This is a genomic window from Mycobacterium sp. HUMS_12744610 (assembly GCF_041206865.1).
GTDB lineage: Bacteria > Actinomycetota > Actinomycetes > Mycobacteriales > Mycobacteriaceae > Mycobacterium > Mycobacterium servetii.
This window is the reverse complement of sequence record NZ_JBGEDP010000001.1, coordinates 1963074-1987980: the sequence shown is the minus strand read 5'-3', so window position 1 is coordinate 1987980 and position 24907 is coordinate 1963074. Positions and strand designations below refer to the sequence as shown.

Here is a 24907-nt window from a genome sequence, read left to right as displayed (position 1 = left end):
AAATGGTGAAGGTCATGTCCGGCTTCCGGATCTTGGAGCTTGCGCAGTTCACGTTCGTCCCGGCCGCTGGAGCCATCCTGGCCGACTGGGGCGCGGACGTCCTCAAGGTCGAGCACCCGGCCCGCGGCGACACCCAACGCGGCTTCGTCAACATGGGCGGCATCCAGGTCGATCCGGCGCGGCATCCGCTGATGGAGCACCCCAACCGGGGCAAGCGCAGCGTCGGGGTCGACGTTTCCACGCCCGGCGGCCGGGAGGTGATCTACGAGCTGGCCAAGACGTCGGACGTGTTCCTCACCAACTACCTGCCGGCGCAGCGGCAGAAGCACAAGTTCGACGTCGAGCACATCCGCGCGGTCAACCCGAACATCGTGTACGCCCGTGGCTCGGCGTACGGCGACAAGGGCGACGAACGCGACGTCGGCGGGTATGACGGCACGGCGTTCTGGACGCGCAGCGGCATCGGCTACGCGCTGACGCCCGAGGAGCTGGGCGGCGCACTGGGGCAAGGTATTCCCGCGTTCGGCGATTCGATCGGCGGGATGTTCATCGCCGGCGGCATCTCGGCCGCGCTGCTGCATCGCGAGCGCACCGGCGAGGCCCTCGAACTCGACGTGTCGCTGCTGAGCACCGCCTGGTGGGCGGCCGGTGCGAGTGTGACGCAGGGCATGGAGACCGGCGAAGTCATGCGCACGCCCATGCCGGGTTCCGGCACGCCGTCGGTCAATCCGTTCATGGGCAACTACACCACCTCCGACGGCGGCACCATCAACCTGTGTATCATCAGCCCGACCGGGCTGATCCGCGACACCTTCGAGCACCTCGGCATTCCCGAGGCGGCCGACGATCCCCGCTTCTCCGACGTGTTGACCTTGATTCAGAACGCCGACGCGGCCGCCGAGTTGATCGCGAAAGCATTTGCCGCCAAGCCCTTTGAATATTGGCGGCAACACCTGAAGACCATGAAGGGTCAATGGGCCCCATTCCAGAGCCTGCTCGACCTGGTCGACGACGAGCAGGCCATTGCCAACGACATGATCAGTGAGGTTGAACTTGCCGGCGGCGGCAAGCCTTTCCGCGTCGTGCGCGGTCCCGTGCAGTTCAACCACGAGCCGCTCGAAACGACGCGGGCGCCGCAGGCCTCCGAGCACACCGAATTGGTCCTGATGGAACTCGGCATGGACTGGGATCGCATCGCCGAGCTCAAGGAGTCGGGAGCCATCGCGTGAAAGACGGCGTGCACGAACATGAATGACGTGGCCATCATCGGGGTTGGTCTGCACCCGTTCGGTCGCTTCGAGTGCAAGTCGGCGATGGAGATGGCCGTCGACGCCATCCAGGCCGCCGTCGCCGATGCTGGCATCGCCTGGAAGGACATCCAGGCCGCCACGGGAGGCAGCTGGACGGTGGCCAATCCCGACGCGATCGTCGCCATGGTCGGCCTGACCGGCATCCCGTTCACCAACGTGTTCAACGCGTGCGCGACCGCGGCCAGCGCCGCCAAAGCCTGCGCCGACGGGATCCGGCTGGGCGACTACGACATCGGCATCGCCATCGGCCTGGACAAGCACCCCCGTGGCGCGTTCACCGAAGACCCTGCGCTGGTGGGCATGCCGCGCTGGTACGCCGAGAACGGGCAGTACCTGACGACCCAGTTCTTCGGGATGAAGGCCAACCGCTACCTGCACGACCACGGCATCTCGCGGCAGACGCTGGCCAGGGTGGCGGCCAAGAACTTCCGCAACGGTTCGTTGAACCCGAATGCGTTCCGCCGCAGACCCATTTCCGAAGATGACATACTCGGCTCGCCGATCCTGAATTATCCCCTCACCCAGTACATGTTCTGCGCGCCCGACGAGGGTGCCGCCGCGGTGGTGATGTGCCGCGCGGACATCGCTCACCGCTACACCGCCAAGCCCGTCTACCTGCGTGCGGTGGAGGTGCGCACCCGACGCTACGGCGCCTACGAGGTCAACACCACCTTCACGCCGGTGGAAGAGGATCTCGCACCGACCGTGTACGCCGCGCGGGCCGCGTTCGAAAAAGCCGGCGTGGCCCCCACCGACGTCGACGTCATCCAGTTGCAGGACACCGACGCGGGCGCGGAAATCATCCACATGGCCGAGTGCGGCTTCTGCGCGCATGGCGATCAGGAGAAGCTGCTGGCCGACGGCGCAACCGAGATCGGCGGCCCAATGCCCGTCAACACCGACGGGGGGCTCATCGCCAACGGTGAGCCGATCGGGGCGTCGGGCCTGCGCCAGATCCACGAGATCGTGCGTCAACTTCGCGGCGAAGCGGGCGACCGTCAGGTTCCGGGCGAGCCGCGCGTCGGATTCACCCAGTTGTACGGCGCTCCCGGCACCGCCGCGGCCACGATCCTCACGACCTGAGTTTCGCGAGCAGACGCAGAATCGCGGTCCGCGAAGCGAATTCGTGCGGTTCTGCGTCTGCTCGCGCTACTTTGCCGGGACGTAGGCCGGCTTGCCCAGCCCCAGCACGTACTGGGCGATCATGTTGCGGAACACCTCCAGGGTGCCGCCGTAGATCCCGACCAGCGGCGCGAACCGGAAGGTGTACTCCGAGGCGCCGTCGTCGGCCGCGCCGTCGGTGCCCAGCGGCAGCGCCGAGGCCGTGCCGAGGATGTCCATCAGATCCGGTGAGATGTCCCGCATCGTCTGCGCGAGGGCGACGCGGCCGAAAATGCTCGGCGCGCTCAGGGCCGCTTCCATCCGGGCGGCGGTGCGGCCCAACCGGTATGCCACCGACGCGTCGTCGATGAGCCGGCGCCCGCCCGGATATTGCTGCGTCGCTTTGCCAGCGGCCTTGTCCAGTGCCGCGGCCATGAAACCGGCCTGATGCATCATGATCGAGACGTCCTGCAGCCCGTCGGGGGCGGCCGCGACCGCCCCGTGCTCGACGTTGAGCGGCTCGCGCAACACCGTCCAGCCGCCGTTCACGTCGCCCAGCCGGTATTTGTCGTCGACGCGCACGTCGCTGTAGTAGACGATGTTGGTGCGGTCGCCGTCGACGGTGCGGATGCCCTGGATCTCGATGCCCGGGGAGTTCAGCGGCACCAGGAACATCGTCAGGCTCTTGTGCTTGGTGGCGTCGGGGTCGGTGTTGGTGATGAGGAAGACGTACTGGCAGTTGTGGGCTCCGGTGGTGAACATCTTGGAGCCGTTGATGACCCAGCTCGATCCGTCCGCCTCACGCACCGCGCGGGTTTTGCAGGTGGCGATGTCGGATCCGCCCTCGGGTTCGGTGTAGCCCAGGCACAGCCGGACGTGACCGCTGAAGACGCCGGGCAGCACCTCGTCCTGCAATTCGGCAGAGCCGAACCGCGCCACCGAGCGGGCCACCATCGCGGTGGTACCCCAGGTCACCCAGGGCACGTGCGCGCGCCGCTTCTCCAGCTCCCAGATCCGGCGACGCACCCGGCTGAAGCCGCCCTCGCCCTCCGGCTTCCACTCGCGCTCCAGATAGCCCGCGGCGCCGAGTGCGAGGTGCACGCCCTCGTCGAAGTTGTCGCCGGTCTCGCGGTCGCGGCGCCTGACCTCCTCGGTCACCTGCGTACGCAGGAAGTCGCGGGCCTGCTGCAGGAAGTCCCGGTCGTCGGGCGACAGGGTGACTCGTGAGAAATCCACCTCAGGCGCCCTTTCCGCTTTCCCGGGCGGCAACCAGCTCGCCGACGTACTTGGCGCTGGCGCCCGGGTCCCCGCCGGCCAGTGCCCAGCCGCGGGCACGCACCAGATAGGCCGTCGCGGCCGCCTCGACCGAAACACCAAGCCCGCCTTGCACATGCACCGCCATGGTCGCGGCCTTGGCCGCCTCCTCGGCCATGAACACGAACGCCGAGGCGGCGAGCTCCGGGCGCTCGTCGGGTTCGTTGTCCAGGAACCAGGCCGCGCGCCGCGCCAGGTTGCGCCCGCCCTGCACGCTGATCGCGATGTTGGCCAGCGGATGCGAGATGCCCTGCAGCGTGGAGATCGGCACGCCCAGCGTGTAGCGCGTCTTGGCGAACTCCGCCGCGATCGTCAGGGCCTCCTCGACCAGCCCGACGAGCGCCGCCGCAGTCAGCAACCGCCATTCGTCTAGTGCCCGTTGGTATTCCGCGAGCACGTCGGGCCCGCCGGCCAGCACGGTGCGGTGGTCGGCGGCCGCCGGGTCGACCCACGCCATCGGCAGCCGGCCGATGTTGTCCACCTTCGCCGGGCGGGTGTCGAAGGCCAGTCGCACCACCTCGGCGCCTTCGCGGACGATGACCTGATCGGCGATCGACCCGGCGGGAATGAGCCGGCTCCCGGTGACGCTGTCGTGCTGCGGGTCGAGCGCGATGAGCCTGGCGCCCTGGACGACGTCGGATTCCGCGGCGCCGAGCCGGGCCAGCAGCCGGGCCGCGCAGACGTGGTCGATCCACGGCACCGGCGCCAGTGAGCGGCCGATCTCCTCGGCAACCAACGTCAGGTCGACCAGCGTCGCCCCGTCCCCGCCCGCGGATTCCGGCAGCGCCATCGTCGTCGCGCCCATGGCGCACAGGCGCTCCCACAAGGTCTTGTCGAAACCGGTCTCCTCCGCGGCGCGCACGGTCTCGATCGGGCAGTGCGTCTTGAAGAAGTCGCGGTAGGCCGCCTGCAACGCTTCGTGATCCGGCGTCAGGCTGTAGTCGAGCCTGCGTAGTTCGTAGCGGTCCATGCTCAGCGTTCCTCCTGGCCACCGAAGAAAAAATCTTGCGCATTGTGGTAAAGATAGTTTTCGAGCACGTCGGCCGGCAGGTCGAGTCCGGCGGCTTCCGGGACCACGCGGCGCATCTTGAGCACCGGCCAGTCGGAGGCGAAGATCACCTTGCCGGGCCCGCGCGTGCGCATGTAGTGCAGCAGGCTGTCCGGCAAACGCTTCGGCGACCACGCCGAGGTCATCAGGCGCAGGTTGGCGTACTTGATCAACAGCCGGATCGCGATGTCCCACCAGGGATCCGCGCCGTGAATCATGCACAGCTTCAACTCGGGGAACCGCACGCAGACCCGGTCGAGGTGGATCGGGTTCTGCACCTCCCCGGGGATCGGCGGCCCGGGGATGCCGGTGTTGACGCACAGCGGCAGCCCGAGCTCGGCGCACTTGGTGTAGAGCGGGTAGTAGACCGCGTCGCTGGGCGGATACTGGCCATCACCCCAAAAGCTCGGTCCCACGGCGGCATACGCGACGGGCAGGTTGTTGACGACGGCGCCGAGTTCCCGCAGCGACGGCATCGGCCGCAACAGGTCCACTCCGCCCATCGCCAACGCGAAGCGCTCCGGCTTCTCCTCGACGAACTTGCGTGCGGTCACCGATGGTTTGGCGAGGTTGTCCATCAGGATGGCCTTGCGCACGCCCTGGGAGTCCATCTCGTCGAGCAGCTCCGGCAAGTGGACCGGCGCGAACATCGACTCGGGTCCCTTGAAGTAGTCGTCGCGCACCTTGAGCATCCACGTGGGCTGCTTCTCGGTCTCACCGAAGTGGACGTTGACCAGGCAGTCGATCGCTTTCATGTGGACATCGGCGCCTTCGCTTCAGCATGCTGCAGAGCCAGCCTCCTGGCCCACCGGTAATCGGCCTTCCCGTTGCCCAGCCGCTGGACGCGCTCGACGAACAGGAACTCCTTGGGCGCCTTGAACCGTGCCAGTTGCGACGTGCACTGCGCGTGCAAGTCCTCACCGGTCGTTTCCGTTTCGGGCCGGGTTTCGACGAGCGCGACGAGTTCTTCCCCCCACCGCTCGCTCGGGCGGCCGACCACCAACGCGTCGGCGATCGCCGGATGGGCGCGCAGCACCTCTTCGACCTCCTCGACGAACACCTTCTCGCCGCCGGTGTTGACCACCAGCGAATCGCGGCCGAACAGGCGCAGTGTTCCGTCCGGCTCCAGACTGGCGCGGTCGCCCGAGATCACCACTCGTTTGCCGTCGATCTCGGGGAAGGTCTTGCGGGTGGCGTCGGGATCGTCGAAGTATCCCAGCGGGATCCGCCCCTCCCTGGCCACCCAGCCCACCTCGCGCTCGCCGGGGGACAGAAAGCGGCTGTAGTCCTCGGACAGCACCAGCCCACCCTCGCGCAGCGTGAACGTGTCATTGCGGGTGGTCCCGCGGCTGTGGCCGAATCCCATGTTCCCGGTTTCCGAGGAGCCGTAGCCGTTGATGAGAGTGACCTGCGGCAGCGCTTCGAGCAGGGCACGTTGGTATTTCGGGTTCGTTGCGGCGCCGCCGGTGCCGATCGCATACAGCGCGGACAGGTCGTAGGAGCCGCGCCGCAGCTCGGCCACCAGCGGGGCGGCGTAGGCGTCGCCGACCATGGTCATCAAGCCGACGTTCTCGCGCTGCGCAGTCTCCCATACCGATTGCGGGTCAAGCCCTTTGGCGGTGTCGTAGAGCACGACGGTGGCGCCCGCCATAATCGCCGAGAACGCCGTCCACATGCCCGCAGCGTGCATCAACGGCGACACGGCGAACCACGGCGCCCCGGTGTCACCCCGAACTCTGTCGTGGATTTCCGCGGCGCAGGCGTGGTCGGCGCCCACCATCGACGACACGTAGATGTCGGACTGCCGCCACAACACCCCCTTGGGCCGGCCGGTGGTGCCGCCGGTGCAGATCATCAACAGATCATCCGGCGACGCCATGGCGACGCGGTCGTAATCACCCTGCGCCAGAGCTTCTTCCAACGCCACCGCACCGGCCAATTCTGCGGCCGCGCTGGCGTCGTCGACCGACAGCAGCAGGTCGACACCGTCGCGCGCAAGCACGTCGGCGAACTTGGCGCCCAACGCGCGGTGGTAGATGATCGCGCGGGGCTCGAGGTAGTCGAGGAGTTCGCCCACCTCGCGGGGCGTGTAGTGGTAGTTGACGTTCACCGGGACGGTTCGCGCCTTGAGGCAGCCGATGACCATGTCGGGGTACAGGTCGTTGTGCATCAACAGCGCAACCCGGTCCTGGCCGCATTCCCAGTTCTGCAGGTCGGCGCGTTCACGGTGCGCCCCTAATCCCCTGCCGGCCAGGAAGTTGGCGAGCCGGCGCGTGCGGTCGGCCGATTCGGCGAAGGTGCTGCGGCGACTGCCGCACACGGTCATCGTCCTGTCTCCGATGACGTCGGCGATGGCGTCGAAAACCGCGCCTATGGTCCATTCGCTCATGGCGTCCAGCCGCTAGACGGCCGAGCCGACTGGGACACCGAGTAGGCCGAGGGCGTTGTCTCGCATGATTTTCCGGATCTCGGTGTCGCTGAAGCCCACCAGTTCCGCGGTGAAGGAGACCGGCGACTCGAGGCCCTCGCCGTGCGGCCAGTCCGAACCGAACAGGATCTTGTCGACACCGATGACCTCGGCCAGCTGCGGCAGGTCGTCCTCGTAGTAGGGAGCGATCCACACGTTGTTGCGCAGCTGTTCCACCGGGTCTTCGGGGAAATGCCGCGGGTAGTTGTTGGCCGCCTTCTTCAGCCGCTTGATCAGCCGGTGCACGAAGTACGAACCGTTTTCGATGCTGACCGCCCGCAGCGTGGGGTGGCGTGTGAACACGCCGTGCACGATCATCGAGGCCATCGTGTCGTGGATGGCGCGGTCGTCGAGCAGCACGGTGTCCAGGGGGTCCTTTTCGCCGAAGCCCTCGAAGGTCGCCTTGCCGCCCCACAGCGCCGCGATGTGCAGATAGCCGCTGTCGCTGAGGTGGAAGCCCACCGGCACCCCGGCCTCGGCCAGCCGGGCCCACACCGGGTCGTGGCTGGGATCGCCCAGCGACCTCGGCTTGACCGCGCCGGGCACGGGCGCCGGCCGCACCAGCACCAGTTTGGCGCCGCGTGCCAAGACGAACTCGACCTCTTCGAGCGCCTTGGCCGGATCGGCCAGCGAGACGATCGGAGCGGCGATGATGCGGTGGTCGGGCCGGTCGAAACCCCAGTCCTCGTCGAGCCACAGGTTGAAGGCGTGCACCGACGCCATCGTCGCCTCGATGTCTCCCTTGAGCGCCTCCTCCACGCCGCAGCCGAAGGTCGGCAGCATGAACGCCGTCTCGATGTCCTGGGTGTCCATCACCGCGATCCGCGCGTCGCGGTTCTGGTACTCGGGGTGCTCGGCCAGGCGTTCGACCTTCATCAGCGACGCCGGGTCGACGCCTTCGGGAATCTCTCCGCGGAACAGCAGATCGAGACACCCCGGCACGATGATCGGGTCGAAGGTGGGGTTGGGGATGAAGTGGTTGACCCGGTCCCCGATCACGGCCCAGGTGCGCTTGCCGTCGCTGAGCATCTGCACGCCGCGGCGCTTGAACTTCTTGTCCAGGTGCCGGGTGAAGGCGTCCAGCGGTTCGTAGTAGTGGTTGTCGACGTCAATCGGCTTGTAGCCCAGTTTGCCCATGGTCATCCTTTCCGTGGCACCGACGACCGCTGAACGTCGGTCGGGTCGAGCGAAGGAAATCGGGGCGGCCGCTTCTCGAGGAAGCTCGTGATCCCCTCGATGACGTCCGGCCGCCGCATCGCCTCGTGCAACAGAACTTCCGCGCGCGCGGTGGCGTCGACGACGTCGCGGGTGGCGTCGCCGTAGACCTGCCTTTTGATGACGGCCATCGACGCCGGCGAGCAGTTCCGCGCGATGTCCTCGGCGTAGTCCAGGGCGCGCTTCATCAGTTCGCCGGGAGCCACGACCTCCTTGACGAGGCCCAGCTCGACGGCCTCCTCGGCGAGGAAGGTGCGGCCGCTCAACAACAGGTCGAGGGCGGCCCCCCAACCCGTCAGGCGGGGCAGGATCCAGGAGATCCCGAACTCGGCGATCAGGCCGCGGCGGGAGAACACCGCGCCGAACTTGGCCCCGGCAGCCGCGAACCGGACATCGCACATCAGCGCCTGGGTCAGTCCGATGCCGACGCAGGCACCGTTGACGGCGGCGATGACGGGCTTGCGCAGCGTGGTCAGGAAGTGCGGCGGGCGTTCGCCGACCAACTCGGACAGGTTCGTCTGACCCGCCTTCTCCAGCGTCTCGCCGTAGGTGGGGGCCGCACTCGGGGCGCCCAGGTAGGCGCCGGCGCAGAATCCCCGGCCGCGACCGGTCAGGACGATCGCCCGCACCGCCGGGTCCTGTTCGGCGCGGTCGATGGCCGCATAGAAGCCCGCGGCGATGTCGGGCCCCCAGGCGTTGAGGCGCTCCGGGCGGTTGAACGTGAGGACCGCGACGCCGGCGTGCGTCGTCTCGTAGAGCACCGCGTCCTCGGAGGCACCGCCACTGCCGGACATCTCCCGCGGCACCTCCTCACACTGCCGGACCCAGGCTGCTTTGTACGCATACTGTATACCTATCGGTAGCGCATTCCACAACCGCGGTCCGGCCGGTACAAAACGCGGGCGAACAGCCAATTTCCGCTCACCGAGGCGCCACTCGGGCCGGTCACGACGGCCGGCTGCACGGAGACGCGACGGGCGGCTGGCGGCGCGCCCCGCGCACCGGGCGATCCCTTTTGCCGCTGCGCGTTTCAGGACGCGCCGCACCGGGGTACCGCATGCAAACCCCGGGCCGTAATTCGTCCGGACCGAAGGAGATGACCCATGACCGCGAAAGCGAAGGCGCTGGTACACCGCCTGCGCCAGATCCGGAAGACGGCGCTGCGTGCCGAACTGGCCGTGACCGCCGCCCAGGTTCTGTTCTGGACGGCGCTGATCGCCGTGCCGGCGGGTGCGCTGTTGCTGGCACGACGCCGCACCCGCAACGAGCCGGCACCCTGGAGCCCGCCGCCGGCCTCCGTGCACCACGCGCCGCAACAGTCGAGCACCGCCGAGGACAGCAGCGATCATTCCAATTCTCAAGGCTGAGAACATGTTTGACCGGCACGCCGCACACCCGCCGAGGAGCCGGCTACCCCCCGTGTGGCGAGCGACACAGGGCGGAGACGTTTGCCCCGCCAACCAGATCGGGAACCCGCACCCAAGGTGTCGATGAGCAGGAGGGAAGTGCAAATGGCTGACAGCAAGAGCGGCCCGATGGAGGCCATCCAGGGCATTGTGGAAGGCATCTTTGGCAGGGCCAAGGTCATCCTCGGTGCGGTGTTGGGCCGCAACGACATGATCAAAGAGGGCCACGCCCAGCTGGACAAGGCTGAGGCGCAGCGCGACGCGGCCAAGAAAGAGGCCAAAGCCGAGAAGGCCCGCGGCGAGGCCAAGATGTACGAGGAGCGCGAGAAGGCCGAACAGCGCGCCAAGCAGTAGCCGTTGAACGGCGAAAGGCCCGGTCACCAGGTGGCCGGGCCTTTCGCCACGCTAGGCCGCGACCAGCCCCAGACGTCGATAGGCGCTTTCGATCTGGGCCTTGGCTTCCGGCGGCAGCCACGCCTGCGGCGGCCGGGAATGGGGAAAGTCGCCGATCGGCAGGCCCAGCAGCGACGCGGCGTACTTGAACGCGCCACCCCAGTGCGTGAAGTAATCGGCGCGTCCCGGGTAGCAGGTCCACCAGGACCCGAGGTCGAGATCGAACTGGTCGAGACCCGACTCGCGCCCGTAGTCCATCGCCTCGAGCAGCTTGTCGCTCTGCACCAGATCCCAATACTCGGAGAACAAGCGCTGCTGCGGCGTCTCGAACAGGTAACCCGCCGTTCCCAGTTGCGCCGGGCAGACGATCCCGTCCCGCAGCCAGCCGGCCCGGTATACCGTCTTGTCGCATTCCCAGAGCACCAGTCCCGGCGCCAGTTGGTGCAGCAACCTGCTGCCGCCCGGCCGGAAGGCGCCCTCCTTGGTCGCGCACACGGCGGGCACCTCGTCATAGATGCGCGCGCTTTCGGCCGGCGTCAGGACATAGCCCGACGAGGGCGAATTGAACATGCCCAGGGCGATGTCGGTGCGTGCGGCGACATAGGCGAAGAACCGCAGCACGCCGTCCCCGCCGTGCGCCTCCATCATCGGCGTCTGGATGTAGGCGATGTCGGCGCCCGCCTGCTGGGCGTGCAGCGTCAGATCCACGCAGTCCTTCGCGCTGGTGGCCGCCGTACAGGCCTGGACGACGACGTCGGGGTTGATGCCGCGCGCCTCCTCGATCGCCACCTCCAGCAGGCGCTTGCGCTCGTCGAGGGTCAACGACCAGAACTCGGCGATTCCGCTGGTGCACCACAACATCGGGTGCCCCAGGTCGCCGACGCAGTAGCGCACCAGCGTGCGGTAGGCCTCCCAGTCGATGTCGTCGCCGTCTGGGCCGCAGAACGGCGTGTACAGCGAGTCGCCGATACCCCGCAACGCGCCGCGCGCCCACACCCGCGCCTCACTTGCTGTCGCCATGATCCGCTCCTGTTGTCGTACAAGCAAATTCGCTTCAAGTAAAGTCCGAGCCGCCGTCGACGTTGATGTTGGCCCCGGTCATGTAGGAGTTGCGCCGCGACGCGAGGAAGGCGACGACCGGACCGATCTCCTCCGGCAGGCCGGCCCGGGGCATGTGTGCCGGATGCCCGAAGTGCTCGGCGATCGCGTCCATCAGCCGGTAGGGGTCGTCGCCGTCGACGCCGACCGACTTCGCCCACCCGACCAGAGCCTCCGAGGCGATGCTGCCCGGCGAGACGACGTTGACCAGGATCTCCTCTTTGGCCAGCAGCAGCGACAGATTCTTGGAGACGCTCGTCAGCATCGACTTGGCGGCCGTGTAGGCGGGCAGCATGACGCTTTGGCGCTGCGTCGAGTGCGCGGAGAAGTTGACGATCCGCGCCCATTGCGCCGCGCGCAGCAACGGCAGCGCCGCCCGCACACAGCGCACCATCCCCATCACCCCGTCTTCGACGGATTGGCGCCACTGTTCGTCGGTCAGGTCTTCGAAAGTGCCCGCCGCGCCCGGCCCGACGGTGTTGACGAGCACGTTGAGTTCGCTATTCCACAGCCGACCGAGTTCGGCGAACGCCGCGTCCACCGCTGCCGCGTCACCGATGTCGACCACCAGTCCGAGGGCCCGGGGGCTGCCGCAGCCGGTGAGATCGGTCACCGCGCTGTCGACGGCCGCGCGGGTGCGCCCGATCACCGCGACGCGCGCGCCTTCCTCGGCCAGGCATCGGGCCGCCGCCAGACCCATGCCGCGACTACCGCCGACCACCACCGCCGCGGCACCGGCCAACCCTAGGTCCATGGGACAATCCGTGAATCGCCCGGTGGCGTGCGCCCGGTCATCTTCGTCCGCCCAGCCGTGATCACCAAAAGCCTTTTACCAAAAAGCCTACGATAGGTATTACAGTAGCAGATGAAAAACCGCAGGAAAGGCTGTCGCCACGATGCGCAGACCACCCACCGGTAAGGTTGACGGTCGGAACCGAACGGCCGAGACGCCAATGCACAAGCGAGATCTGATGGAGGTGCCCCGTAGTGGCAAAGCAGGCCACCGCCGATAAGCGTCGACGACGTGAGCGCGGGTCCATCAACCCCGACGACATCATCAGTGGCGCATTCGAACTCGCGGAACAGGTTTCGATAGACAACTTGAGCATGCCGCTGCTCGGCAAGCACCTCGGTGTCGGCGTCACGAGCATCTACTGGTACTTCCGCAAGAAAGACGATCTGCTCAACGCGATGACCGACCGCGCCCTGAGCAAGTACGTGTTCGCCACCCCGTACGTCGAAGCCAGCGACTGGCGCGAGACCCTGCGCAACCACGCGCGCCTGATGCGTAAGACGTTCATGGGCAACCCAATCCTGTGCGACCTGATTCTGATCCGGGCCGCGTTGAGCCCGAAAGCCGCCCGCCTGGGCGCCCAGGAGGTGGAGCGGGCGATCGCCAACCTGGTGGAGGCAGGCCTTTCGCCCCAGGATGCGTTCGACACCTACTCCGCGGTCTCGGTCCACGTCCGCGGATCGGTGGTGCTGCACCGGCTGTACGAGAAGAACCAGTCGGCGGACAACGGCGCGCGTGCGATCGAGGATGCCGTGGCCATAGACCCGACGACGACACCCCTGATCGCCCAGGTGAGCGGCCAGGGTCACCGCATCGGGGCCCCCGACGAGGCGAATTTCGAGTACGGCCTCAACTGCATCCTCGAGCATGCCGGCCGGCTGATCGAGGAGGGCGCCGGGTCCGCGAAGTCGGCGGCGTCCCGGCAACGCCGAGCCACCAAGTCACCGGCCCAGCGGGGACGGACCAAGGCATCCCCGCCGCGCTAGCGACGCGAGTTTCCGGGTTGCGTTGTCACGCTTCCGGTTCGGGCACGTGGAAGTGTTCGTCACGCAACCGGAACGCCTCCTTGGTACCGTGCTCGGCCCGGGTCTTGACGAAGTTGAACTCCCCCGGCCCGAACTGCAGGTTGGTGCCGAAGGCGTGGAACAGGTAACTCGCGACCTCCTCGCCCTGGTACGCCTGGGTCTGCTCGACGAGGCGGAACGCCTCCTTGGCGATGACGACCCCGTCGGCGGGCATCCTGGCCGCCTTCTCGGCCCAATAGCGCGCCCGCGCCGTGACGGCGCCGGGAGCGCATGTGTCGGTGAAGATTCCGAGGTGTTCGAGCTCGCCGGCCGTGACGATGTCGCCGGTCAGCAACAGGCGCCGGGCCAGCACCGGCCCCAGCCGGTGGAAGAACATGTGCAGGCTGCCGAGCGCCGGCCCGAGGAAGCGCGTCGCCGGCATGCCGATCCGGGTGTCGCGGGCGATGACGGAGATGTCGGTCATCAGCGCCATCTCGAATCCGCCGCCGAGGGCGTAGCCCGCGATCTCCCCCACCGTCACTTTCGGGAAGCCCAGGAGATTGTGGTAGAAGCCGAATGTCTTGCGGTCCACGGTGAGCCGGCGGCGTTGGCTGGGCCGTCGCCTGGGCGAGTCACCGCCGTACCAGCCGTACGCGTTGTTCATGTCGGCCCCCGCGGAGAAGACCCCGCCGGCCCCGCGCAGCAGCACCACGGTGAGGTCGTCGTCCTCGGCTACGCGGTCCAGGCAGCGTTCCACGGCGTCCCGCATCGCGGCGTCGTAGGAGTTGCGGCGCCCGGGATCGTTGAGGGTGATCGTCGCGATGCGCCGGTCGGGCTCCACGTCGAAAAGCACCCGCTCGTCCGAAGTCCCCGCGGAGGTCATGTGGCCAGCTCCTTCCGCCGTCTGGCGAACCCGGAGGCGGCCAGCTTCTCCGGTGGCGACGCCAGCGTGCTCACCTCACCCGTGCAGAGCACCTCGTCGCCGGCCAGCAGCCGCGCCGTCGAGACGATGCCCCACTCCGCCGCCGACCGGGAGATCTCGAAGCGCAACTCGGCCAGCACCGGCGTCGGCCGCCGAAACCTCACGCCCAGCGACCGGGTCTTCCCGGAAAGGCCCGTCGCACAGTTGTGGTGCTGGATCACGCAGTCGAAGAACACCGCCAGGAAGCCACCGTGCACCAGGCCCGGCGGGCCTTCGTAGACCAGCGGGAAGGACACCCGGCCGTCGGCCCGCGCGGCGTCGAGGCGGTCGAAGCGATACTCGGGGAAGCACGGGTTGTAGGCGCCGATGTCACCGGCGTGGTTGAGATAGACCCGCCCGCGATCGTCGTCGCCGGCCATCCTGGGGGTCGGGTCCGCCGGCGCCGCGGCGGCCAGCGCGCCCTCCCAGCCGGCGAACTTCTCCAGCATGTCGTCCACCGCCGGGTGCGGATGCTCGAGACTGAGCAGCAGCGCGGTGAGGCGGCGCATCGCACCGGCGGCGGCCACGGTCTGGGCGAGCGGCGCCTCGCCGAACCTGCCGTCACCGAGCGCCGCCATGGTGTCCTCTTTCGGCCTCTTTCGCAGGGTTCCGCCCCGCTGGTTCCGTCAACAGCGTTTCCTTGCTAACTTATACAGCGTAGCAATCGTATTGCCTACTGTATGGGTAACCGTATCGCCGAGAAAGGCCGGGTTCCGACGGTGAGTCACGAGGCTGACGCGGTCGGCGCCGGGGGCTCGGTGACAGCTTGCCGCGACGACGCGATGTTGCGCATCGTCCTTAATCGCCCTGATCGGCGTAACTCGTTGACCCCCAAGATGATCGAGACGCTCGTCGATACGCTGACCTCCGCCGCCGCCGACGACTCGCTCCGAGCGGTGCTGATCACGGCGGCCGGACGCGACTTCTGCGCCGGCGCCGATTGGCTGGCCGCCAACGACCGCGAGCGTCCCCGCACCGGCGATCTGGTGCGCCGCATCCCCCATGGGGCCCACCGCGTGATCGAACTCGTCGCCGGCATCCACCTGCCGGTCGTCTGCGCCGTGCGCGGATGGGCGGTGGGGTTCGGCTGCAACCTGGCGCTGGCCGCCGACTTCACCGTGGCCGCCGCCGACGCCGTCTTCTGGGAGCCGTTCGTGGAGCGCGGTTTCAGTCCGGACTCCGGTTCCACCTGGCTGCTGCCCCGCCTGGCCGGCGTGGCGCGGGCCAGGCGGATGCTGCTGCTCGGGGAGAAGGTGGGGGCGACCGATGCCGCCGAGTGGGGCATGATCCACCAGGCCGTCGAACCGCCGGTACTCGACGACGCATGTGAAAAGCTGCTGGAGCGGCTGGCCGGCGGGCCGACGGTGGCGATCGGGCTGGCCAAGCAGGCCCTGGCGTTCGGCCAGGGCGCCGGCCTGGCCGAGTCCCTGACGCAAGAGCTTTTCAGCCTGGAACTGGCCTGCCGGACAGGCGATTTCAAAGAAGGCCTGGAAGCCTTCCGGCAACGGCGCGCACCGCGGTTCCGTGGCCGATGACCTCCATGAAGGGAAACACGGATGCCCTCTGACTCCTTCGACACCATCAGCTACGCCGTCGACGGGCACACCGCCACGATCACGCTGAACCGCCCGGCCGCCCTCAACGCGCTCAGCCCGCACATGATCACCGAACTGCGCGCCGCCTACCACGAGGCCGAGAACGACGACAACGTGTGGCTGACCATAGTCACGGGCACGGGTCGCGCGTTCTGCACGGGGGCCGACGTCACGGCCATTCCCGAGGACGGCAAGGTGATCTACGAGCGTCCCTACCTGTCGACCTACGACCAGTGGGAGGCGCCACAGGAGGGCACGCCCCCGTTTCGCACGGCGGCCAAGCCGGTGCTGGCGGCGGTCAACGGGTTGTGCTGTGGCGCAGGCATGGACTGGGTCACCACCTCCGACATCGTGATCGCCTCGGAGCAGGCGACGTTCTTCGACCCGCATGTGAGCATCGGCCTGGTGGCCGGGCGCGAGATGGTACGGGTCTCGCGGGTGCTGCCCCGCTCCATCGCGCTGCGCATGGCGTTGATGGGCAAACACGAGCGCATGAGCGCACAGCGCGCCTACGAACTCGGATTGATCAGCGAGGTCGTCGAGCACGACCGCCTCCTGCAGCGGGCCCACGAGATCGCCGGCATCGTCAACTCCAATGCGCCGCTGGCGGTCCGGGGCACCCGGCTGGCCATCCTGAAGGGACTCGACGTGCCGCTGCACGAAGCCGAGATCATGGCCGAGACGTTCCGCGAGCGGGTGCTGCGCACCGAGGACGCGGCCGAGGGCCCCAGGGCCTTCGTCGAGAAGCGCACGCCCGATTGGCAATGCCGATGAACTTCGAGACCATCCTTCTCGACGTCGACGCCACCGACCACGTCGCCACCATCACGCTGAACCGGCCCGAGCGGCTCAACGCCTTCGACCGCACCATGTGCACGGAGATGGCCGAGGCGTGGCGCACCCTCAAGCTCGACGACTCGGTGCATGCCGTGGTGCTGCGGGCGGCGGGATCGCGGGCGTTCAGCGCCGGCCTGGACGTCAAGACGCCGTACGGCCAACCCGAAAATGTCTGGACCCACGAGGATCCCGGCGAATTCCTCAGCCCCAAGTGGCAGAAGGTGTGGAAGCCGGTGGTGTGCGCGGTGCAGGGCATGTGCACCGCGGGGGCCTTCTACTTCGTCAACGAATCCGACGTCGTGATCTGCTCGGACGACGCCACGTTCTTCGACTCGCACGTCTCGGCCGGCCTGGTCTGTGCGCTCGAGCCCATCGGCCTGATGCGACGCGTCGGCCTGGGCGAGACCCTGCGCATGGCCTTGATGGGCAACGACGAACGCGTCGGCGCCGGCACCGCGCTGCGGATCGGGTTGGTGTCGGAGGTCGTCCCGGCCGAGCGGCTGTGGGCCCGCGCCCACGAGATCGCCGCGGCGATCGCCGCAAAGCCGCCGTCGGCCACCCAGGGCACGGTGAAGGCGATCTGGGAATCGTTGGACAAGCCCTACCGCGCCGCCCTGGAACAGGGCCTCGTCTACACCCGGCTGGGCAACCCGTTGGGGACGGCCGAACTGGCCGCGCAACGGGCGGCCGCCGGTGCGAAGCCGGGCCGCGGAGAACCGAGAATCCGCTGATGCCGCCCCACCCGCTCAGCCGGCGCATCGCCGACGTCCTGGCGCTGCAACCAGGCTCGCGGGCCATCGAGTATGACGGGCAATGGCTTTCGTGGGGAGGGCTGGGAGCCATGGCGGGGCGCGTCGGTGCTGGGGCTGCCAGGCGCGGGGGCGAGGTCGGGATGTTGCTGCGCAACCGTCCCGGCCACGTGGCGGCGCTGCTGGGCGTGTTGCTGGGCGGCGGGACCGTCGTCGTCATCAACCCGACCCGCGGCGACGACCGCACCAAGGCCGACATCGCCGCGCTCGGGCTGCCGCTGATCGTAGGCGAGGGCGCGGATCTCGGCGCGCTGGTCCCCCCGGGCACCCCGGCGCTGCCGATCCCGGTGCTCGCGAACGGCCCCGCCGGGTCGCCGCCGGGCGGCGCCGGGCCCGTCCCGCGCAACGGGGTGGCGGTGCGGATGCTGACCAGCGGCACGACCGGCCCCCCCAAACGGATCGACCTGAGCTATGACATGCTGGCGCGCAGCGTGCTGGGACCCGATCCCGACCGCGCGCCGGCCCCCACCGGCGTGCGGCGCGGCGTCGCGATCGTCAATTCGCCGCTGGTGCACATCGGCGGCGTGTTCCGGGTATTGCAATGCGTGGCCGAGGCGAGACCCTTCGTGCTGCTCGAACGGTTCGAGCTCAACGCATGGGCCGCCGCGGTGCGCGCCCACCGGCCCCGCGCGGTGTCGCTGGTCCCGGCCGCGCTGCGCACGGTGCTGCATTCGGGCCTGCCCCGGGCCGACCTGGCAAGCATCCGGGCCGTCACCTGCGGCACCGCCCCCCTGTCGGCCGACGACGCCGACGCCTTCACCGAGAAATACGGAATTCCGGTCCTGACCTCCTATGCGGCAACGGAATTCGGCGGCGGGGTGGCCGGCTGGACGCTCGTCGACCACGAAAGGCACTGGCGCGACAAGCGCGGCAGTGTCGGGCGGGCCAACCCGGGCACGCAGCTGCGGGTGGTCGCCGAGAACGGCACGCCGGTGCCGCCCGGCGCGGTCGGCCTGCTGGAAGTCAAGCCCGGGCAGCTGGGGCCCTCCGCCCGCTGGATGCGGACCACGGACCTGGCGCGCATCGACGCCGACGGCTTCCTGTGGATCCTCGGGCGCGCCGACCAGGCGATCATCCGGGGCGGGTTCAAGGTGATGCCCGACGACGTGCGCACCGCACTGGAGGGCCACCCCGCGGTGGCCGGTGCCGCCGTGGTCGGGCGAGCCGACGCCCGCCTCGGGGAGACGCCGGTCGCCATGGTCGAGCTGCGCGCACCCGCGGCCGCCGACGCCACTGCGCTGGCCGAATACCTGCGGAACCGCTTGGCGCCATACGAGATTCCGACGGAGATCGCCATTGTCGACACGATACCGCGAACGCCGTCGGGCAAAGCCGACCTCGCCGCCATCCGGCGCTTCTTCAGCGTCGAGGCCGCCCAGAGTGCCCATGCCCGGTGACTCCGACACGGTCGCCGAGGTTTTGCGACACCAGGCCCGCTCGCGCGAACACCACCCGCTTCTCGTCTGCGACGGTGACCGCATCAGCTACGGTGAGGCCGATCGCCGCTCGGCGGAACTCGCCCGCGGGCTGATCACCCTCGGGGCCGGCAAGGGCACTCACGTGGGCCTGCTCTACCCCAACGGCCCCGAGTTCGTGGTCGGGATGCTGGCGGCGGCGCGGATCGGCGCCGTGGTGATCCCGATCTCCACGTTCGTCACCGCGCGGGAGATGCGCGAGCAGCTGGTCGACAGCGACGTGCAGATTCTGCTGAGCGCGAAGCGGTTTCGATCAATTGACTACGCGCAACGGATCGCCGAAGCGGTATCGGATTCCGAGTTCGACCCTACCCGGCCGCTGTTCGCGACCGCCACACCCCAACTACGCCGGATCGCGATCGGGCACGACGCGGTCCGCCGGCTCGCCGGAACCGTCGGCCCCGCGCTGCTGACGGCTTTGGAGGACGACGTCGAGGGCTGCGACCCGCTGGCCATCGTGTACACCTCGGGGTCCTCCAGCGCCCCCAAGGGCGTCGTGCACACCCACTTCGCGCTGCTTGGACATCAGCGCAACCTCAACGCGATCCGCGGCTTGACGGCCGAGGAGAGGCTGTTCTGCAACTCCCCGTTCTTCTGGATCGGCGGGTTGGCCTTCGGCCTGCTGGCCACCATGGTCGCCGGAGCGACGCTGGTGTGCTCCAACGCCGTCGATGCGGGTGCGACGCTGGACCTGCTCGAGGCCGAAAAGCCGACGATCACCAACGGATTCGTGGCCGGGATCGCCCATCTGGCCGCGCATCAGAGCTTCGGTCGGCGCGACCTGTCGTCGCTGCGACGCGGCAACCTGTACCCGATCATGGCGCCCGAGGTGCGACCGGCCGACCCGGAGCTGCGGCACAACATGCTCGGGATGACCGAGGCCGGCGGCGTCATGCTGATCAGCGGCGAGGAATCCGACCAACCCGAGGCGCGGCGCGGTTCGTTCGGCAAGCCCGCCCCCGAATTCGAGACCCTGATCGTCGACCCCGACACCGGCGTACCGGCCGGCGACGGTGCGGTCGGCGACGGTGCGGTCGGCGAACTGTGCATTCGCGGACCGTATGTCATGCAGCGCTACTACAAGCGCAGTCGCGAGGAGTGCTTCGACGCCGACGGGTGGTTCCACACCGGTGATCTCGTGCGCCGTGATGCCGACGGCTTCTTCTATTTCTGCGGCCGGCTCGGAGCCATGATCAAAACCGCGGGCGCGAACGTATCACCGGTCGAGGTGGAGAGGGCCATCGCCAGGGTCAGCGGCATGGCGGCCCACGTTGTGGGCATCGCCGATGCCGGCCGCGGGCAGGCGGTGGCCGCGGTCATCGTCCGACGCGACGGGGCCGCCTTCAACGAGGCGGAGCTGCGTGAGGCGCTGCGGGACGAGTTGTCCGCGTACAAGATCCCCAGGCGGTTCCTCGCCGTGTCGCACGCCGATATCCCCATGTTGTCCAGCGGCAAAGTCGACCTGCTGCGACTGCGGGAGTTGTTCGATGCCTGACACCATTGACCACCTGGTGCGGCTGCAGGCCGCCCGGCACGGCCCCAAGCCGATGGTGATCGACCCGCAATCCCGCCTCAGCTACCGCGAACTCGATTCGACCACAATCGCTCTCGCCGCATCCTTCGTCGAAGCCGGTGTCGGCAAGGGCACCCGGGTCGGGCTGATCATGCCCAACGGCGTGCGCTGGGTAAAGATGGCCATCGCGCTGACCCGCATCGGCGCGGTGCTGGTGCCGTTGAGCACACTGCTGGCGCCGGCCGAACTGGTGGCGCAGCTGCGCGCCGCATCGGTGCAGTTCCTGGTCAGCGTCGAGGAATTCCGCGGACACCGTTACCTGGACGAACTCGGACCGGTACCGCGACCCGAACTCCCCGCGCTACGGGGCGTCTGGCCGGCGGCCCGGCTGGACGACGCCGCCACCGAGCGTGCCCGCCGGATCGTCGGCGCGATGACGGAGACGGTCGTCCCGGCCGATCCGCTGGCCATCGTGTTCACCTCGGGCAGCAGCGGAACACCCAAGGGGGTGATGCATTCGCACGGCAGCGCATTGGGCGCCGTCCGGGCGGGGCTGACGGCCCGCTGTATCACCGCCGACACCCGCCTGTATCTGCCGATGCCGTTCTTCTGGGTAGGCGGCTTCGGCAGTGGAATGCTGTCGACGCTGCTGGCCGGCGCCACCCTGGTGACCGAGGAGATACCGAGGCCGGAGACCACGCTGCGGCTACTGGAAGACGAACGGGTCACGCTGTTTCGCGGGTGGCCCGACCAGGCCGAGACGCTGGCACGCCACGCCGATGCGGTCGGCGCTGACCTGTCGGCTCTGCGCGCCGGCAGCCTGCAGGCGTTGTTGCCGCCCGAGCGGCGGGCCCGGCCGGGGCGCGGGCCACGCTGTTCGGCATGACCGAGGCGTTCGGCCCCTACTGCGGCTATCCCGCCGACACCGACATGCCCGCGTCGGCGTGGGGCAGCTGCGGAAAGCCGTTCCCCGGGATGGAGGTACGCGTCGTCGACCCCGACACCGGCGCACCCCTCCCGGCGGGCGCCGTGGGCATGATCCAGATTCGGGGACCGCACACGCTGCGCGGCATCTGCCGGCGCAGCCGCGAAGAGCTGTTCACCGCCGACGGCTTCTACCCCACCGGCGACCTCGGCCACCTGGATGCCGACGGGTTCTTGTTCTACCGCGGCCGATCCGACGACATGTTCAAGGTCAGCGGCGCCACCGTCTACCCCGGCGAGGTCGAACGGGCGCTGCGAACCATCCCCGGTGTCGAGGGCGCGTTCGTCACCAACGTGCCCGGTACGGCGGGCGAACGGGTCGGCGCGGCCGTGGTGTGCGGCGACCGGGCGCTCACCGCCGCGCAGCTATGCGATCTCGCCCGCGCACTGCTGAGCGCCTTCAAGGTGCCGACGGTGTGGCTGCTGCTGGACTCCGACGACGACGTGCCGCGCGGCGGCACCGGCAAGGTCGACATGCGCCGGCTGCGGGAGATGCTGATGGCCGCCGATCAGGAGACGCGCTGCCAGGGTTGACAATTCCGCGACTCGAAGGCCTTGACCGTTGTGTTGATGTTCGCATACATCGGACCGATCGAGGTATTCGTCTGAAGCACATGGTCCTTGGCCGCATCGCGCGTGCTGTAGGTGAACCACGACCACATCGACTCCTGGGTCGGCACATTGTTGATCCAAACCCCGAAGGCCGACGCCGACCGTGTGATAGAGGCCCGGTGCGATGTCGGGCCCCACCAGAAAGACGCCGTCACCCGAGATCTCGTCCCCGGGTTCGCCGGCCGCCGGCGCGGCGAAGGCAATCACCGCCACGGACACGACGCCCACCGCAGATACGCGAAGCGTTGGGGGCATTGGTCTCTCCATCGTGTCGTCCACCCCCGTCGCAGCTTAGTGGTCTTGCCCGTTAATTCGTCGGGGGTCATGCGGCAGGGGTGTGGTGGTCGAGCCGGGTGAGGTGTTGGTGAAGGTCAGCGCTGGTGTATCGCCAGCGGAATGGTTCGGCGGTGCGGTTGTAGCAATCCTGGAATGTTGCCAGGCGTTGCTCGAGCACGGTGAGGTCGGGGAAGTCGTTGGGGGTGAGTACTTTCCGCTGGACGATGGAGAAGTAGATCTCGACTTGGTTGAGCCAGGAGGCGTGCACGGGGGTGTGGATCATGGTCGCATTCGGGTAGCGGGCGCTGAGCCGGTCGATCGCGGCGATACCGCGGTGTGAGGAGCCGTTATCGACGATGAAGAACACCCGCGTGGCTGATGCGTAGGGCTGGCTGGTCATGACCTGGTCGACCAGTCGGGTGAACGCCTTGATGCCGGTGGAGGTCTCGCAACGGCCGAAGACCCGGGCCTGGTGCACGTCGTAGGCGGCCAGATACGCCAGCGCGCCGCGGCGGTGGTAGTCGTGATTGACCCGCATCGGGCGCCCCGGCCGGGTCGCTACGGTGCGGTGGCACCGGTCGCGGGCCTGGATCGAGGGTTTCTCGTCGGCGGAGATCACGTATTCATCGGCTCCCAGTGGGGTGCCCTGATAGGTGCGGGCGTACAACTCGAGCACAACGGCGGCTTTGGCCTCGAAGTCGGGGTCGCGCACGAAGATCCACGGTCGGTGCTGCCATGGTTTGAGCGCATCGTGGTCCAGCCAGCGGCGCACCGTGGACACCGATGCCGCGATGCCGTCGCGGCGCAGTTGGGCGGCTAGATCCACAGCACTCCATCGCGACAGCGGCAGGTCGTGTTCGGCGGGCAGCTCGCACGCCCAAGCGGTGACCTTGGCCCGGTCGGCCGGGGTGTAGATCGGTGGGCGCCCCGAACGCGGCGCATCGGCCAGGCCCTCGATGCCCTTGCCGGCGAACCGGGCCCGCCACTTACGCGCGGTGTCCACGCAGATGCCCAGTTCCTCGGCGATCGCCGCGTTCGGCGCGCCGTCGGCGGCCAGCAACACGATCATCGCGCGCAGCACCAGTTTTTGTGGTGTGGCCCGGCGCGCACCCACCCGTTGAGGGTGTCGCGGTCTTGGGCGCTCAGCGTGGGGCGTGTCATTCCATCTGTGTAAGTCCGGGGTGGTCCATCATCGGACCGCCGTTGGGCGGACAGAAGGAGTGTTTTGTGACCAAGACCATGCAGATGCCGGCTGAGGAGACGACCGCGGCGCGGCGGCTGGCCGAGATGTTCACCGAAGAGACGCTGGACTCGTTGATTAAGGATGCGGTGAAGACCGGGACCCCGATCGACGGCGCGGACGGTTTGCTGAACCAGCTGACTAAGGCCGTGCTGGAGCGGGCGCTGAATGCGGAGCTAACCCACCATCTGGGCTATGAGGCCGGCGATCCGGCCGGACGCGGATCGGGAAATTCGCGCAACGGCACCACGCCGAAAACGGTGACCACCGTCAACGGCCCGGTGCAGATCGATGCGCCGCGTGATCGCAACGGCTCGTTTGAGCCGGCGATTGTGCCGAAGAAGACCCGCCGGCTCAACAACATCAATTCGGTGGTGTTGTCGCTGTATTCACGGGGAATGACCACCCGCGATATCGAAGCCCACCTGCAGGAGGTCTATGGGGCGTCGGTGTCGCGGGAGTTGATCTCCAATATCACCGAGGTGGTGGTCGATGAGATCAAGGCCTGGCAGGCCCGCCCGCTCGATGAGGTCTACCCGATCCTCTACATCGATGGGCTGCGGCTGCGGATCGGCGACAACGGGGTCATCACCACCAAGGTCGCCTATTTGGCCATTGGCGTGGATCTGGAGGGCCGCAAACACGCCTTGGGCTGCTGGATCCAGGACTCCGAGGGGGCGAAGTTCTGGCAGAAGGTCGTCATCGACCTGCGCAACCGCGGGGTGCGCGACATCCTCATCGCCTGCTGCGACGGGCTGACCGGTCTGCCTGATGCGATCCGCTCGATCTATCCCGATACCGTGGTGCAGACCTGCGTCGTGCACGTCATTAGGAATGCGATGCGCTTCGTGTCTTATAAGGACCGCAAGAAGGTCGCCACCGCGATGCGGGCGATCTACAGTGCGCCGACCGTCGATGGAGCCGAACTCGCACTCAAGGAGTTCGACCAGCAATTCGGCGCCCAATATCCGGGTGCAATTGACGTGTGGCACAACGCCTGGGGGGAATTCGTTCCGTTCCTGGACTATCCGGTGGAGTTGCGCAAGATCGTCTACACCACCAATGCGATCGAGTCGATCAACTTCCAGTTGCGCAAGATCACCAAGAACCGTGGTCATTTCACGGACAAGGACGCCGCGATGAAGTTGCTGTACCTCGGGCTGCGCAACATCTCCAGCGAGAGAGGAGGCTATTCGGGTACTGGAACGCACAACTGGACTGTGGCGCTCAACACACTCGCCAGACTATTCCCTGGGCGAATCCCATTGTGCTAGAATACAACTCGTAGTCAAATCACCTCTGACTTACACAGAAATCGTGACAGGCTCTCAGCGTGATCCGGTGCGGGCTGACCATCACCATGCCCGGGCCCCGACCCTGTCGTCACATCCATCACTCATGCCTCAACCGTCACATTTTGGCGGATCACGGGCTGGTCACGACACGCCGATGACCG

At 68.1% G+C, this 24907-nt stretch carries 22 protein-coding genes and 2 pseudogenes; 12 read left to right on the top strand and 12 right to left on the bottom strand.

Annotated elements, in window-relative coordinates:
* Positions 1 to 14 precede the first annotated feature (14 nt).
* Together AB8998_RS09875 and AB8998_RS09870 are read left to right on the top strand one after the other, a co-directional pair.
* A complete protein-coding gene (locus AB8998_RS09875) occupies positions 15 to 1229 on the top strand; it encodes a CaiB/BaiF CoA transferase family protein (RefSeq protein ID WP_369741500.1) in 1215 nt (404 codons plus the stop codon).
* Between the two features lie 18 nt (positions 1230 to 1247).
* The gene (locus tag AB8998_RS09870) at positions 1248 to 2393 is read left to right on the top strand and encodes a thiolase family protein (protein WP_369737741.1); all 1146 of its coding nucleotides are present in this window, start codon (positions 1248 to 1250) and stop codon (positions 2391 to 2393) included.
* 66 nt (positions 2394 to 2459) lie between these two features.
* Here AB8998_RS09870 and AB8998_RS09865 read toward each other — a convergent pair whose 3' ends face one another.
* The 6 genes from AB8998_RS09865 to AB8998_RS09840 are packed head-to-tail and all read right to left on the bottom strand — an operon-like array spanning position 2460 to position 9249.
* The gene (locus tag AB8998_RS09865) at positions 2460 to 3647 is read right to left on the bottom strand and encodes an acyl-CoA dehydrogenase family protein (protein WP_369737740.1); all 1188 of its coding nucleotides are present in this window, start codon (positions 3645 to 3647) and stop codon (positions 2460 to 2462) included.
* A 1-nt stretch (position 3648) separates the two neighbouring features.
* On the bottom strand, positions 3649 to 4695 hold the full coding sequence (locus tag AB8998_RS09860) for an acyl-CoA dehydrogenase family protein (protein WP_369737738.1): 1047 nt from the start codon (positions 4693 to 4695) through the stop codon (positions 3649 to 3651).
* Between the two features lie 2 nt (positions 4696 to 4697).
* Entirely contained in the window at positions 4698 to 5528 is an 831-nt protein-coding gene (locus AB8998_RS09855; protein ID WP_369737736.1) for an amidohydrolase family protein, read from the bottom strand.
* Positions 5525 to 7162, bottom strand: coding sequence for an acyl-CoA synthetase (locus AB8998_RS09850; protein WP_369737735.1), 1638 nt, complete (start codon positions 7160 to 7162; stop codon positions 5525 to 5527). Before AB8998_RS09850 ends, AB8998_RS09855 begins: the two co-directional genes overlap by 4 nt.
* Positions 7163 to 7174: 12 nt before the next feature.
* Positions 7175 to 8377 (bottom strand): amidohydrolase family protein, encoded by a 1203-nt coding sequence (locus AB8998_RS09845; protein ID WP_369737734.1) that lies wholly within the window; start codon positions 8375 to 8377, stop codon positions 7175 to 7177.
* Positions 8378 to 8379: 2 nt separating this feature from the next.
* Complete coding sequence (locus AB8998_RS09840; protein ID WP_369737732.1) at positions 8380 to 9249, bottom strand: enoyl-CoA hydratase; 870 nt, start codon at positions 9247 to 9249, stop codon at positions 8380 to 8382.
* A 309-nt stretch (positions 9250 to 9558) separates the two neighbouring features.
* Here AB8998_RS09840 and AB8998_RS09835 point away from each other — a divergent pair, with 309 nt between their 5' ends.
* Both AB8998_RS09835 and mbp1 read left to right on the top strand, forming a co-directional pair.
* Positions 9559 to 9822 (top strand): hypothetical protein, encoded by a 264-nt coding sequence (locus AB8998_RS09835; RefSeq protein ID WP_369737730.1) that lies wholly within the window; start codon positions 9559 to 9561, stop codon positions 9820 to 9822.
* 144 nt (positions 9823 to 9966) lie between these two features.
* Complete coding sequence (gene mbp1 / locus AB8998_RS09830) at positions 9967 to 10215, top strand: microaggregate-binding protein 1 (protein ID WP_369737728.1); 249 nt, start codon at positions 9967 to 9969, stop codon at positions 10213 to 10215.
* Between the two features lie 51 nt (positions 10216 to 10266).
* Here the strand turns inward: mbp1 and AB8998_RS09825 are convergent, their stop codons facing one another.
* Complete coding sequence (locus tag AB8998_RS09825) at positions 10267 to 11274, bottom strand: dihydrodipicolinate synthase family protein (protein ID WP_369737727.1); 1008 nt, start codon at positions 11272 to 11274, stop codon at positions 10267 to 10269.
* A 34-nt stretch (positions 11275 to 11308) separates the two neighbouring features.
* The gene (locus AB8998_RS09820; RefSeq protein WP_369737725.1) at positions 11309 to 12106 is read right to left on the bottom strand and encodes an SDR family NAD(P)-dependent oxidoreductase; all 798 of its coding nucleotides are present in this window, start codon (positions 12104 to 12106) and stop codon (positions 11309 to 11311) included.
* Positions 12107 to 12339: 233 nt separating this feature from the next.
* On the opposite strand from AB8998_RS09820, the gene AB8998_RS09815 reads away from it, so the two are divergent.
* On the top strand, positions 12340 to 13131 hold the full coding sequence (locus AB8998_RS09815) for a TetR/AcrR family transcriptional regulator (protein WP_369737724.1): 792 nt from the start codon (positions 12340 to 12342) through the stop codon (positions 13129 to 13131).
* A gap of 25 nt (positions 13132 to 13156) precedes the next feature.
* Here the strand turns inward: AB8998_RS09815 and AB8998_RS09810 are convergent, their stop codons facing one another.
* Both AB8998_RS09810 and AB8998_RS09805 read right to left on the bottom strand, forming a co-directional pair.
* Positions 13157 to 14032 carry an enoyl-CoA hydratase/isomerase family protein gene (locus tag AB8998_RS09810; RefSeq protein ID WP_369737722.1) on the bottom strand — a complete coding sequence of 292 codons (876 nt, stop codon included), beginning with the start codon at positions 14030 to 14032 and terminating at the stop codon, positions 13157 to 13159.
* A complete protein-coding gene (locus AB8998_RS09805) occupies positions 14029 to 14688 on the bottom strand; it encodes a hotdog family protein (RefSeq protein WP_369737720.1) in 660 nt (219 codons plus the stop codon). Before AB8998_RS09805 ends, AB8998_RS09810 begins: the two co-directional genes overlap by 4 nt.
* 141 nt (positions 14689 to 14829) lie before the next feature.
* Here AB8998_RS09805 and AB8998_RS09800 point away from each other — a divergent pair, with 141 nt between their 5' ends.
* The 6 genes and pseudogenes from AB8998_RS09800 to AB8998_RS09775 all read left to right on the top strand — a co-directional run bounded on the left by AB8998_RS09800 (position 14830) and on the right by AB8998_RS09775 (position 21857).
* On the top strand, positions 14830 to 15645 hold the full coding sequence (locus AB8998_RS09800; RefSeq protein ID WP_369737719.1) for an enoyl-CoA hydratase/isomerase family protein: 816 nt from the start codon (positions 14830 to 14832) through the stop codon (positions 15643 to 15645).
* A 21-nt stretch (positions 15646 to 15666) separates the two neighbouring features.
* Positions 15667 to 16479 (top strand): enoyl-CoA hydratase/isomerase family protein, encoded by an 813-nt coding sequence (locus AB8998_RS09795; protein WP_369737718.1) that lies wholly within the window; start codon positions 15667 to 15669, stop codon positions 16477 to 16479.
* Positions 16470 to 17273: an enoyl-CoA hydratase/isomerase family protein gene (locus tag AB8998_RS09790; RefSeq protein WP_369737716.1), complete on the top strand. Its 804-nt coding sequence runs from the start codon at positions 16470 to 16472 to the stop codon at positions 17271 to 17273. Before AB8998_RS09795 ends, AB8998_RS09790 begins: the two co-directional genes overlap by 10 nt.
* The gene (locus AB8998_RS09785) at positions 17273 to 18748 is read left to right on the top strand and encodes a class I adenylate-forming enzyme family protein (protein WP_369737713.1); all 1476 of its coding nucleotides are present in this window, start codon (positions 17273 to 17275) and stop codon (positions 18746 to 18748) included. The genes AB8998_RS09790 and AB8998_RS09785 overlap by 1 nt, the downstream gene beginning before the upstream one ends.
* Positions 18738 to 20321, top strand: coding sequence for a class I adenylate-forming enzyme family protein (locus tag AB8998_RS09780; RefSeq protein ID WP_369741499.1), 1584 nt, complete (start codon positions 18738 to 18740; stop codon positions 20319 to 20321). The genes AB8998_RS09785 and AB8998_RS09780 overlap by 11 nt, the downstream gene beginning before the upstream one ends.
* A pseudogene (locus AB8998_RS09775) lies at positions 20314 to 21857 on the top strand (class I adenylate-forming enzyme family protein). The gene AB8998_RS09780 and the pseudogene AB8998_RS09775 overlap by 8 nt, the downstream one beginning before the upstream one ends.
* Here the strand turns inward: AB8998_RS09775 and AB8998_RS09770 are convergent.
* Positions 21833 to 22190: pseudogene (locus AB8998_RS09770) on the bottom strand (hypothetical protein). The pseudogenes AB8998_RS09775 and AB8998_RS09770 overlap by 25 nt on opposite strands.
* Before the next feature lie 67 nt (positions 22191 to 22257).
* Positions 22258 to 23325, bottom strand: coding sequence for an IS630 family transposase (locus tag AB8998_RS09765; protein WP_369737712.1), 1068 nt, complete (start codon positions 23323 to 23325; stop codon positions 22258 to 22260).
* Positions 23326 to 23489: 164 nt separating this feature from the next.
* Between AB8998_RS09765 and AB8998_RS09760 the strand changes: the two genes are divergently transcribed.
* Positions 23490 to 24725, top strand: coding sequence for an IS256 family transposase (locus AB8998_RS09760; protein ID WP_369741377.1), 1236 nt, complete (start codon positions 23490 to 23492; stop codon positions 24723 to 24725).
* Positions 24726 to 24907 lie beyond the last annotated feature (182 nt).